Here is an 11,264-nt window from a genome sequence, read left to right on the forward strand (position 1 = left end):
TAATGCTGCTTGGTATTTTTGCCCATTCTGATGACGCCGACATTTGGTGCGGTGGAACGCTGTTGCGCTACGCTGAGGTGGGGAGCGTTGCCGTGTTCATCGATCACTGCGACATGCAACGCGTTAATGAAGCTCGGTGTGCCGCAGAAGTGCTGAAATATCGACTCGTGGTTCAAGAAATATCTCGCGCATCCGTAGTGGAGATGATCCTCGAATTGCGCCCAAGTGTAATCTTCACGCATCACTTCGATGATGTGCACCCAGATCACCGGCGTGTTTCAGCGATTGTAACCGCGGCCGCGATCGAAACAAAAATTCAAATCGGATTGCCTCGGCAGATCTTCGCGTGTGACAGCTACGCGAGCAGATTACGCTCCGCCACTATTGAGCCCACCATGCTCATCAGCATAGACAATTGGGTGGAGGGAAAGATCGCAGCTATCAGCATGCATGAATCTCAGCCGGTTGAGCATTTTGTCGATATGTCACTTCGACAAACGGCTTTCTGGGGCCTTCGAGTCGGTTGTAAGCACGCGGAAGCTTTTGTTGAGTTACCCCTACTCGGGCGAATATCGAATAGCGCAATCTTTTGAGCAAAAAGCTCTTCCCCAATCGAGAGATCTAGTTGGAGAGGGCCTTGATGAGGTCGCTGGCCACGGTTGAGGCTTGAAACTTTCTTGCGCAGCGGAGGCCGGTTTCTAAGCGACCCTCTATCGAGCCATCTTGGATGGAGCGAAAGCACCGGGAAATCGCTTCGGCCAGGTTTGCCGGAGAGCTGTCTTCGGAGAATATGGCCACGCCGTCCAAGAGTGAGCCTAGGTTCCCAGCCCGTGTAGAAACAATTGGCGTACGGACGTTCATTGCTTCCAGTGCCGCGAGGCCGAACGACTCTTCCTTGGATGCGACCAAGACCATGCTGGCTTCAGCTGAAAGCGCATCTGCTTCCTTCCAAGTTAGACGCGGCTCGATATCAATCCGGCGTGATATATTGGGGTTGCGATCAATAAACTGTCGGATTTCCTCCAATACCGGCGCGTTACTGCCAAAGTGGAAATCGCCGCCACATAGTTTGAGGTTGAGTGGGATGATTTCGGAGACTTCCTTGAATGCTTGAACAGCTTCGTGTACACCCTTTTCAGGAGACATTCTGGCGTTACAAAATATAAATGGTTTTCTTTGTTGGATTGGCTTGAGCTGTACGTTCTTATCTGAAATGCAATTCGGCAAAATTTCGATTTTTCCATTCATTGACGGAAAAACTCTAGAGATGGAAGAGGCGACGAAATCACTAACAGCAAGATAGTGATCAAAACCGAATGCGATAGATCTATTTATGTCCATGTTCGAGTGAGACATATGGTAATACATAACGAATTTCGCTTTTGTATTGAGACTATTTCTATTTAAAAATGGAATTACTCCCCAAAGTTGATCTACTGCAATTATTGCATCAAATTTCCCATCAAAAAATAGCTCGTTCAATTCTCTTACTATAGCACCCGCATTACTTATTAGTAATCTTCTGAGCGTATCGTCGAAATTATCGCAATACGTAGGAATATTTAAATATTCTGCTTTAACAAATGAAATACTTTTATATGTGGGCCCGTCAAGGGAGGGGATGGTATTTCTTCCTGTGTAAAGTACGATTCTGTGCTCTTGGCGGGAAAGTTCGAGCGCGAGGTTTATAATGGATCGCTCCACTCCTCCGAAAATGTTGTATCCCGCTGTAAGGTGACAAAAGAGTATGTTCATGTGCGAGGGCCATTCGTTTAATGGAGATGCCAATGATTGCACTGACGTAGTCGGATTCGCTCCCAGCTATAATAAGGTTCGCCCCGTTTTCTGATCGTGAGTTTTTATGGGTGGATGTGCCGCTCTCACTATCCCGCAGGGGCGGTGTCGATTATGCCACGCACTTTCGTATCAAGGTTTGCGTACTATTCGAAAGCCTATACCGCGTGACCGAAGTTCAATTGGTGCTGCGTTACGGAAAGCAGTCCTAGCGTAAAGCGGCGGCGAAGCGTACGAGCCGCCTCTAATGTAAGCTCCCAAATTCGGGAGTGTGGTGGTAGTCCATTCCCAAACGTTGCCAGCAACATCGAACACTCCAGTCGGAGTCGCACCACCCGGGAAGCGCCTCACTGGGCATGGCCCCGCAGTGGTGCTTGTTAGAGCCGCCTTCTCGACGGTCCATTCCTCCCAGCCCCAAGGATAGAGCCGCTTTTCCTTTCCGGCGGCCATCCACTCCCATTCGACCGAGGTGGGCAGCCGGCCGCCGACGCCATCTGCTATAAGTACGGCTTCTGGCAAGCTAATATGCGTTACTGGGATGTTGGCGTTGGTAGTGCTTCCTGCTCGTGAAATCTGTCCGGCTGTGATTGGGGTATCGCTCCACCATAGCGTCGGTACGGTCATCATCTTTCCCGTGTCGCCATAAGGGTAATCACCGCCCTCCAGTAGTACCCACCTGATCGAATGCCGCATTCAACCACCTAACAGGAACAAGTCTTCCGGATTAACGTTATCGCGAACGCTGCTCTTGCCCATAGATGGCCGAAGCCCATTCTTCTGGAGAGTGTCGACGATCCTGTCGAACGCAGCTTCTGCCAAAGCGCGCGTAGCTGTGAAAACGCAGAAATTGTCTCCGAAGCGGACAATGCGTTCGTGCTGAAGAGTAGCATCGATCGGCAAGAGTCTTAGATTGAGCAGCATTGGTGACAAGCCGCTTCCCGGCGCTAGAGGAGTCGGAAGCCCCTCAAGGGCATGTCTGTATGTTGTCAACACACTACCGTCTGAAATCCATTGCGCGACCCACGTAACAACTTCGTCGACGGTGACGTCGTCTGATACAGATTCAACGTCAACGTCAGCGGCATATGGAAACCCTGCGGTTATTATCTCTGCAGCTTGCCTGACTGCGGTAATCCGGTTTCGCTTTGGTCGAAAGCCAGATGCAAAGTCAAAAAACGCGTGCCTCTCAAGCGTTGGTTCGAGTAGATTACGCAGAGCGCGATGCACAATCCGGTCTTCAACGATCGGAATGCTGAGTATCATTTTTTTGCCGTCAAAGGTCTCAATTGGAACTTCACGGGCTGGCGACGGTCGCCACGTCCCAGCTGATAGCCGAGCAGCAAGTCGCCCAAGGTTGTTGGTCAGGTCTTTGCGATACTCGGCCCAGCTCATGCCATCAGCCCCAGGTGCTGACGCCCGCCTCATGCATTGGCGGGCGGCACGCTTCAAGAAACACTTCGCGGTTAGTACATGAGCTAGAGAGTGCATCTTCGCATTGTTTTGCACTAGAGTGTCTCCGTGGCTCGATTGACAGGTATGCTCTGCCGAATCCTCAAGGCCGCTATCCAGCAATCGCGACTGGAGACGGCTAGAAAGACGCTATCAATCGAGCCACACAGTGTAAGTTACTGAAACTTCGCTACTTTCTTCGCCGTTGAGATCTTTGTATTGCACCACATCGTTGAAAAAATAATAGTGACAATGCCAGCAAACACTTTCGGGTAGAGTGTTCTTCGTCGTAGATTGCGCGTCAAGAGTATAGTTGGCCCTTTGAGGCTGCGCACACGATTACATCAGAATTTCAGAGTTTGTCCTACATACGAGCTGCAATCGCCCGCTCTTCCCGTCCGATCGCATTCGTATATACAGCTGTGCTTTCAATCCGAGAATGACCCAGCCAACGCTGCACTAAGTTTAAAGGAATTCCTTCAGTTACGGCCGTTATGCCAAAGGCGTGCCTGAGACCTTTGGGTGAAGCGTGCCTTCCTTCGATGCTTGCGTTCTTCATCACACGTTTGACAATCAACCAGGCTTTGCCGCGGCTCCAAGCCCATAGTCGCGCTTCGGGCGAAAGCGCAACGAAATGCATGTGTTGCTCTAATTCGTTTGCAAGGTCAGGAGGCATGGGTACCGCTCGAAATACGTTAGCAGATCGACGCTTAAGTGTTCTAAAAACAATAACTTGCTCTTCGGTGTCGACGCGAGCGGCGATTACCTCCAGTGCCTCCGATACCCGGCACCCAGTGAATGCAAAGAGCAGACAAAAATAGGCGTTGATCGGTGGGCAGTTCTCGAGCAGCTCTTACAAACCGGTCGCGCTCGTGGCGGTTGAGATATGCTCTTGTTCCGGAGGAATGAATCATCATGAAGTTGCGAAAAGCGATAGCTCCGGAATTTTCGATCTTGACGCATCGCTATATCGATTAGACACTATGCACTAAAGTGTTCATATTTAACCATAATAGTTGAGATTCCGCCATCTAGGCTACGGGCTGCGCGCAATAAAAGGCGCCCCGCTGATACGGGGCGCGAGTGCTAGTATTCTTCTGCGAGCATCACCGTCAGGACACGCTTGGTGATTTCGGGCTGGGACGCGTCCTCGGACGCGAACTGCATCGTCGGATCGTAGTAGTCGATCTTCCAGAAAATCGTTTCGCCTTCGATCTCGAAGCTCCCGAAGTCGTGCTCGCTGTACGGGTCGTTGTCCTCGCTGAAGTCTGTGAACTCCCGCATCCGCTGGAAGCAACGCTCCAGGAACCCGTCGCCTCGGTTGCGGAGACCTGACGTGATGAAGATCTTTCCCCCCTGGCCAGTTGTGCGGAATTCGTCATTTAGCGCGCGGATCTGCGCGCACTTGCAGTCATTTGTCATGGGAATGCTCCGTGCTGCTGCGCCGACATCGACCATTCGATGCCGGCGGACAGCGCCGAGCACTCACTCCGGGGGTTTCTTGAGGATGGAACGGCCGATCACCCGATTGATCGCCTCTCGCCGGCGCGCGGCGTCCTCGGGCGAGAGGGGGGTGTGGGTGACCCGGACGCGGTAGCCTCTCGAGGTTCGCTCTGATCCAGCGAGCGCCGCGGCCTCTGCCTCAATGAAAGCAAGAAAGTCCTCTGGACCATAGACGTGGAAATTCACGTCTGGGGAGAATGGCGGCCAGGCGGCCGTCGCGGCAGAAACTCGCTGTCGTTTGCTTTCGTCGGGTACGAGAAGCGCAATCTTACGGAATCCGGCTCCGATGCACTTTTCGATATTCGCTCTTTCGTGGGCGAGCTCGGTCGTGACCGTAATCTCGACGGCAATCGATACCGCGCCTTGCTCGAGGACAACGTCGATCGCGCCGCCCGGAACGGGATATTCGATGGTCGCTTTGAAACCGCGCTCCTGCGCGATCCGTCGTACGGTCTGTTGCAGACGTTTGTGCTCGCGGCCGCCCTGACCGGCGAGATAGGTGTCCGCCTCTGTTGCGGGACGTGTTTCGGACTGCTGGATCGGAGACTCGAAGGTATCATCGCGGATAGTCGCGCGCCCAGGCTCGGGATCGACGCGCTCGGTTCGCGATCGTTCTGGTGAAGGCGGCCGCCGCTCCGGTACTCGTGCGGGGCCCGGATCACGAGCCGCGCCAGCCGCACTGGACTCGATGATCGAATTCACCTCTGCGAGAGGCACGGCATATCGCTCGCGGGACTTCGCCACGAGCTCGCAGAAGGCTTCGTCGCTGAGTGAGCGGAGTTCATCGACCTCGCCAAGCGGGATATCGATCCGAAGCGCCCTCGGCGTATGGTGCTTTACATGAAGTGCGAACTCAGTCCGTCCGCGCCTTTTTCGCATGGAACGAAGGAACTCCGGGTCAGATCCCATGTCGTCGGCGAGCGTTCGGGCATCCTTCGCAGAAGTGCCGCCCGCCAGCTTGATGCTCGTCGATGAGGCGATCGTCGCACGGAGCTTTGGAGAGAGCTGATCGAGATTCTGATGCGCGAGCGTGAGCCCGACCTTGTACTTCCGTGCCTGGTTCAAGAGGTCGCCGATCGTATCGTCGAAATAGTCCTGGGCCTCGTCGATAAACACGAATACCGGCCGGCGCTTTTCGGACGGAAGCGTAGCGCGCTCAAGCGCAGCCTGCGCGATACGCGCGATAAAGAACCGGCCGAGAATTGAGCTCCCTTCCGACTTCAGGAGCTCCTTTGACGTATTGATGAGAATGATTTTGCCCGAATTCATCGCCTCGAAGAGATCGATACGGTTCTCGGGGTGGGAGAACATCCGCTCGAAGACCGGGTTAGCGAGCACGCCCCAGAGCCGGCGCTGGATCTGCTTCTTCGTCGCGGCGAAGGCGGGGGAGAAGAATTCCTGCTCGAAGAAGTGTCTCGCGGACCCGTCGAGCACCTGCATGTAGCTTTTGAACGGCCGGCCATCCTCCATGAGCTGCCGCAGCGTCTGGATCGTTGCGCCCGTAATAGTGAGCATCAGCCGGGCGATATAGCGGAACACGACACCCTGCTTCTGGGTAAGCTCGGCTCCAAGGAGCGCTGAAAAGACGTAGTCGAAGATATCGATGACGCCGTTGAACACGCGCTCACGGTCGGCAAGGGAATAGCCCTCGATACGCTCGTGATCGATGGCGAACATGTTGAGGGCCACTGGGTATTCAACGTCCTCGGGGTCAATGAGGATGAGCCGGTCCGCGAGGCCTGATGGATTGCCGGGATCGAAGAGTTCGAGCCGCGTCAGCGTTCGAATGAGGTCGCCCTGGCCGTCGATGACGATGACCCCACGTCCGTCTTCGACCGCGGCTGTGAGATCATGGTGGATGATCTTCTGGAGGAGCTGGGTCTTGCCATGACCGGTCCCGCCGAGGATGTGGCAGTGCTCAAAGCGAACCGCGTCCGAAATCGAGAGGGGCAGCGGGGCATCGAGGATGTCGTGGAAGACTGTATCCTCGAGGTAGGTTTCTGCCAGCTCGCCCGGTGAACCAATTTTCGACTGCTTGGGCAGGATATAAGGCTTCCGGCTCGAATGCTCATGCCACGGCTCAATACCGGAGGCGGCCAGGAGATTTGTGTACATCCGCCGCCGTAGCGGCTCGAAGATCTCGAACTCCTCGAACGAACCGTCGAAGGTGAGACCGATCACGTCCTGGACCACCTCGGCCGGGTCGCTGAGCTGGTCGATGAGACGGGTGTCAAAGCGAAGGGCACCGCCCGTATCGCTCACTTCGTCGAGCGCCGCTTCCGTGCTGGACAATAGGGTCGAACAGATCGCCACGAGATTGGCGCATCCCGCATTCACATAAGGGTTCTTTTCGGCGAGTTGGCGCTCTTTTCGAAGTAGCGCGGCACGCAGATCGACGCGCGTCTCAAGACGCAGCAAGGGCCACTCCCGCCCCTCCATCGAAGGAAGGGTGCAATATTCCTCAAGCAATAGCGCTTCGATCGGCGGATAGACGACCTTCAGGAGCGTCGGCGTGACCGTGAGCTTGGCACCGCCGAAGATATCCGCAACAACTTCATCGATGACGATCCGGAAGCGGCTTTCGTCGGCGAGCGGCGAGGCAATGAATTGTGTCGTCACACGCTCGTAGAGCGCGCGAAGCTCCCTGAGCTCTCGTTCGCGTTCGCTTTCAAACCAATTTGAGAACAGACCGCGGCCGACGCGGGGCCCGAGGGATGGTGATGACGCGGCGCCAGCCTTCCACCCGTCTTTGACCCAGTCCCAGAACGCAGAGACGAAATCGTCAGACACGCGGTCTTAGCCGGCGAACTCGATGACGTCTTCCGAACCGTCGAATTGCGATGCGGCGTCGAGATAGGTACGAAGCGAACCGCAGGCCTGCTTCACTTGGTTTTCCGCGGCGATCACTTCGACGAGGTCTTTCCCTTCGATATGCTGTCCCGACGTCAGGTCCTTGACCGAGAAGATGCGCTTGGTCATGCGATCGAGCGCGAGTGACCCGAGCGCCAGAATATTACCCTCCTGGGCACGCGCCGCTTTGCCGTCTGATCCCTCTGACGAGTAGACCACGTCGTTCCAGAGCCGGTACTTGTCGCAGAGCGCTCGTTCGTGATCGGTCAGCTCGGCCATCACATCGATGGCGAAGCTGACCTTGCCGGTAAGTCCCGATTTTTGGCTGCGCCGAATTTTGAGCTTCATCTGACCCTCCGTGAGATTCCCTCAAGCCGAGAGTAGATTCCAAAATACAATCAATGCGAGTCTTTTTCGTCAGACTCGCTATCTGCGGGACAAGATTTCCTCCGGGGAAGCGGTCACGGCGCTGAACGGGCGCCCAGGAGCGCCACCGATCAGAACCTTCGCGTAGATGTGACGGTTAGGCAGGTTCATCAGATCGTGCGCGGTGAATTTGGGACCAAACTCGCGCTCAAGGAGGTAGGCGTCCTCCGCACCAACGCGGAAGGCGATCATCGTTCCGACATTGCCGAATACTGCGTGACGGATCTCCGGGTCGAGCTGATGAAGATACTGGTGCGCCATAACGAGGCCGACCCGGTATTTCCGGAGCTCGGAGAGCATGTCGGCGACCGCACCTGTGGTGAAGCTCTGAAACTCGTCTAGGAAGAGCAGAAAGGGCGTGCGCTCGGAACCTGTCATGGACGCGCGGGAGAACGCCGCGATCGCGAACATGGTCGTCAGGAGCGCCCCGACGAGTCGGGCACTATCACCGCCCAGCCTTCCCTTTGAGAGATTCACGATCAGTATCTGCCGCTCATCCATGATCCGGCGAATTCGAAGCGCCTCTCCCTCGCCGGCGAGGAATTGGTAGATGCGAGGATCAGCGAGTAGGGCACCGATTTTCGTCTGGATCGGCGCTATGGCGTCCGCCTGCAGACGGAACGAAAGCTTGGGATAGTCGACCTTCCAGAACCGCAACACTTGCGGGTTTTTGACGTGCCGCAGTACCTCAAAGCGAAATGTCTTGTCGTTGAGGATGCGCAGAATGTCGGGGAGTTTGGCGGGCGGGTAGTCGAGGAGCGCAAAGAGTGCGCTTCGGAGGACATGCTCCATCCGGGGACCCCAGGCATCGGGCCACATCATACGAAACACGTCGAGCAAGCCGGACGCAACGAGCGGCCGCAACTCTTTCGCCACGTGGGCGAGCGGATTGAAGGTTAGGGTTGACCCTTCGCTCGCCAAATCGAGGACATAGGTCCGAGCCTTTTCTGACTCAGTCAGTGTGGACGCCACGCTCACTGCGAGATCGCCGTGCGGGTCGATGAGAGCGATTCCGCAGTCGTCTGCCCAGAGCGATTGGGTGAGAAGGGAGAAGATGAGTGAGGATTTCCCAGTCCCGGTTCGGCCGATCAGATAGGTATGTTGGTCGATATGGCTGCGACCGAGATAGATTGGCCGGGAAATGCCGCGATGGTTGGTATGCCCAAACAGATAACGTCGGTCGGAATACTCCATTCCATCCAGTATGGCGTGAGGAGCCAAGCCCGCTAGACACGTACATGACGGGGAGTTTGTCGTGCCAAGAAAGCCCTGGTGCGTTACTTTCCGCGGGGCATGCCAGTGGGTTGGTTGGTGTTCTCAGGGCTCACACTCTGGGCGCGTTGATGGGCGATGATCAACCCAATGACCGGTGCAGCGTGCGCGGCGATTGCGATCGTATAGACGAGTGCAAGGTCACCTCCCTCATTCACGCTCGTCATCAATTTGAACGTTGGGCTCAAGAACCAGACCTTCACCGCCGAGACCACAACGGTGAGCACGGAGAAGACGCGTTCTCCAAAAAATGCGCCGACGGTCACCAGGACGAGCGCGATGCCGCCGATATAAGTCAGGCCGTAGAGTGGAATGAAGACTGACAGGATGAGGACAACGAAACCTGCGATCGAAATTCCAAGCGCAGCTTGCTTGTTCATGGCATGCCTCCAATGCGGTCAGGGAAGAAGAATGGATGACGGAGAACGACGCTCAACGAGGCGGATCTCTGGTGTTTCGCCGTCGATGTAGGACACGATGAAGTCGCCTTCGGAGAAGTCGATGATCCGGTCTGCGACGGCGCGACCGGCAACCTCGTCGATCTCTGACTGGCTGGGGATGTTCCGGCCGATACCAAGCTCTGCGATCAGCCGGCTCGTCCAGACTTCCGCATTCGATGAATGGCTGTAGACCACGACATCGTAGTTGGCGGTGTAGGTCGAACGGCGGATTGAAAACACGTTCGAGTCGGTCTCGGTCCCAATCATCGTCAAAGTGACGATAAAGTCGGCATTCAGTGCCTCAGCGGCGGCGTAGAAGGTCTGCGCCCGTTCCCCGGCGGTCATCGTCTCGATGGACGTCGCAATACCGGCAGCACGCAGCCTCTCGGCCGTCAGGGCCGGAGAAATAACCGAGATTCCGAGCTCACTGTTGATGTCCTCTGCGGCAACCACGAGCGATCGATTAGGAGAAGGCCAGAACGCGATGGTCTCGGCGCTGAAAAGCTCTTCCTGCACCACCTGCGAGACGAGATCGTTCTCAAAGCCGATCTCGATCTCCGAACCGCTCGCCGACTGATACATCTTGTAGCCGAAGAACGCGGTCGACCCGACCGTAAGCGCGGTGGCGGCCATAAAGATTGCAGGCGCGGCAGCCACGCAGCCTGACAGAAGAAAAGACGACGCAACGAGCGAGAGTCGGAGAGCGGCCGCGCCAGCGGATCTGCGATGATTTGGCATGAAGCTGTCCCCAGGAGTTGAACACTTTACTGGAGACGGTGGAGCGCCTTCACGCGGCCGGCGGCCTCCAGAGACGGGATGCTAATGCGCGCTCCTCGTCCCCGATCGCATCGGCGTAGATTGCCGTCATCGATATGTCGGCATGGCCCAGCCAGCGCTGAACGATGTTGAGCGGTATCCCCTTCTGTGTTGCAGCGACGCCGAATCCATGCCGCAAGCCTTTAGGGCTCGCATGAGTGCCTTCAACGCCAGCTTCTGCCATGACCTGTTTAATGTATGCCCAGCCTGTGGTCCGCGATTTGGGCCAGAGTGGCGCTGATACCTGACGGTTTCTCAGATCGTGAACCCGTACAAGGCGCTCAATGAAATCGCCTGGAACGGGCACCGCGCGGAAAACATCATCTCGACGCTTCTTCAGCGAACGAAAAACGATCGCGCTCTCAGCGGTATCGATCTGTCCGACGGTAAGCTCGAGCGCCTCGCTGATCCGGCAGCCGGTGTACGCCAGGACCAATGCGAACGTTGCGACTTCGTCGTCGAACCTATCCGCGGCAACAAGAAAGGTCTCTCGCTCTTTCGGCGTGAGGTACTTCCGATACCCTTGTCTGTCTCGAAGCATATTGATTGGCTGAGCCCATATCCGAGCGCCTTCAAAAGAAAGCTTGACGCGCGCGGCTCAGCTATGAACATTATCCAGTATTCTGTTAAGATTGCAATACAGGATATGGCGGCGATTTATATCGAGTTTTTTAGCAAAAATTGTATTTGCGGCATTTAGATTTGCATCGTCAT

The 11,264-nt window shown here is 55.8% G+C and carries 12 protein-coding genes; 1 reads left to right on the plus strand and 11 read right to left on the minus strand.

All coding sequences use genetic code 11. The features are described 5' to 3' along the window. The first annotated feature begins 2 nt into the window (after positions 1-2). Positions 3-593 carry a PIG-L deacetylase family protein gene (locus tag ACFOOR_RS07525; RefSeq protein ID WP_343164861.1) on the plus strand — a complete coding sequence of 197 codons (591 nt, stop codon included), beginning with the start codon at positions 3-5 and terminating at the stop codon, positions 591-593. Positions 594-621: 28 nt separating this feature from the next. On the opposite strand, the gene ACFOOR_RS07530 is transcribed toward ACFOOR_RS07525, so the two are convergent. The 11 genes from ACFOOR_RS07530 to ACFOOR_RS07580 form a co-directional block, all read right to left on the minus strand. Then, entirely contained in the window at positions 622-1,755 is a 1,134-nt protein-coding gene (locus tag ACFOOR_RS07530) for a glycosyltransferase family 4 protein (RefSeq protein WP_343164860.1), read from the minus strand. A 171-nt stretch (positions 1,756-1,926) separates the two neighbouring features. Further along, a complete protein-coding gene (locus ACFOOR_RS07535) occupies positions 1,927-2,487 on the minus strand; it encodes a formylglycine-generating enzyme family protein (RefSeq protein WP_380214185.1) in 561 nt (186 codons plus the stop codon). Further along, positions 2,488-3,186: a reverse transcriptase domain-containing protein gene (locus tag ACFOOR_RS07540; RefSeq protein ID WP_343164859.1), complete on the minus strand. Its 699-nt coding sequence runs from the start codon at positions 3,184-3,186 to the stop codon at positions 2,488-2,490. 421 nt (positions 3,187-3,607) lie between these two features. After that, positions 3,608-4,093: a tyrosine-type recombinase/integrase gene (locus ACFOOR_RS07545; RefSeq protein WP_380214206.1), complete on the minus strand. Its 486-nt coding sequence runs from the start codon at positions 4,091-4,093 to the stop codon at positions 3,608-3,610. Between the two features lie 236 nt (positions 4,094-4,329). Then, positions 4,330-4,728 carry a DUF3768 domain-containing protein gene (locus ACFOOR_RS07550; protein WP_343164858.1) on the minus strand — a complete coding sequence of 133 codons (399 nt, stop codon included), beginning with the start codon at positions 4,726-4,728 and terminating at the stop codon, positions 4,330-4,332. Beyond that, complete coding sequence (locus ACFOOR_RS07555; protein WP_343164857.1) at positions 4,729-7,536, minus strand: type IV secretory system conjugative DNA transfer family protein; 2,808 nt, start codon at positions 7,534-7,536, stop codon at positions 4,729-4,731. Between the two features lie 6 nt (positions 7,537-7,542). Beyond that, positions 7,543-7,944: a hypothetical protein gene (locus tag ACFOOR_RS07560; RefSeq protein ID WP_343164856.1), complete on the minus strand. Its 402-nt coding sequence runs from the start codon at positions 7,942-7,944 to the stop codon at positions 7,543-7,545. Between the two features lie 78 nt (positions 7,945-8,022). After that, complete coding sequence (locus ACFOOR_RS07565; RefSeq protein ID WP_343164855.1) at positions 8,023-9,216, minus strand: type IV secretory system conjugative DNA transfer family protein; 1,194 nt, start codon at positions 9,214-9,216, stop codon at positions 8,023-8,025. Between the two features lie 83 nt (positions 9,217-9,299). Further along, positions 9,300-9,674 carry a hypothetical protein gene (locus tag ACFOOR_RS07570; RefSeq protein ID WP_343164854.1) on the minus strand — a complete coding sequence of 125 codons (375 nt, stop codon included), beginning with the start codon at positions 9,672-9,674 and terminating at the stop codon, positions 9,300-9,302. Between the two features lie 18 nt (positions 9,675-9,692). After that, the gene (locus ACFOOR_RS07575; RefSeq protein WP_380214189.1) at positions 9,693-10,472 is read right to left on the minus strand and encodes a hypothetical protein; all 780 of its coding nucleotides are present in this window, start codon (positions 10,470-10,472) and stop codon (positions 9,693-9,695) included. 49 nt (positions 10,473-10,521) lie between these two features. Then, on the minus strand, positions 10,522-11,091 hold the full coding sequence (locus ACFOOR_RS07580; protein ID WP_343164852.1) for a tyrosine-type recombinase/integrase: 570 nt from the start codon (positions 11,089-11,091) through the stop codon (positions 10,522-10,524). Positions 11,092-11,264: the final 173 nt, after the last annotated feature.

The sequence above is a fragment of the Hyphobacterium vulgare genome, assembly GCF_042643335.1.
Classification (GTDB): domain Bacteria; phylum Pseudomonadota; class Alphaproteobacteria; order Caulobacterales; family Maricaulaceae; genus Hyphobacterium; species Hyphobacterium vulgare.

What these genes read in the sequence shown, in the direction of transcription:
- ACFOOR_RS07525 (WP_343164861.1), top strand. Translation starts at nt 3, where the DNA reads ATGCTGCTTGGTATTTTTGCCCATTCTGATGACGCCGACATTTGGTGC.
- ACFOOR_RS07570 (WP_343164854.1), bottom strand. Translation starts at nt 9,674, where the DNA reads ATGAACAAGCAAGCTGCGCTTGGAATTTCGATCGCAGGTTTCGTTGTC.
- ACFOOR_RS07565 (WP_343164855.1), bottom strand. Translation starts at nt 9,216, where the DNA reads ATGGAGTATTCCGACCGACGTTATCTGTTTGGGCATACCAACCATCGC.
- ACFOOR_RS07560 (WP_343164856.1), bottom strand. Translation starts at nt 7,944, where the DNA reads ATGAAGCTCAAAATTCGGCGCAGCCAAAAATCGGGACTTACCGGCAAG.
- ACFOOR_RS07530 (WP_343164860.1), bottom strand. Translation starts at nt 1,755, where the DNA reads ATGAACATACTCTTTTGTCACCTTACAGCGGGATACAACATTTTCGGA.
- ACFOOR_RS07580 (WP_343164852.1), bottom strand. Translation starts at nt 11,091, where the DNA reads ATGCTTCGAGACAGACAAGGGTATCGGAAGTACCTCACGCCGAAAGAG.
- ACFOOR_RS07540 (WP_343164859.1), bottom strand. Translation starts at nt 3,186, where the DNA reads ATGAGCTGGGCCGAGTATCGCAAAGACCTGACCAACAACCTTGGGCGA.
- ACFOOR_RS07575 (WP_380214189.1), bottom strand. Translation starts at nt 10,472, where the DNA reads ATGCCAAATCATCGCAGATCCGCTGGCGCGGCCGCTCTCCGACTCTCG.
- ACFOOR_RS07535 (WP_380214185.1), bottom strand. Translation starts at nt 2,487, where the DNA reads ATGCGGCATTCGATCAGGTGGGTACTACTGGAGGGCGGTGATTACCCT.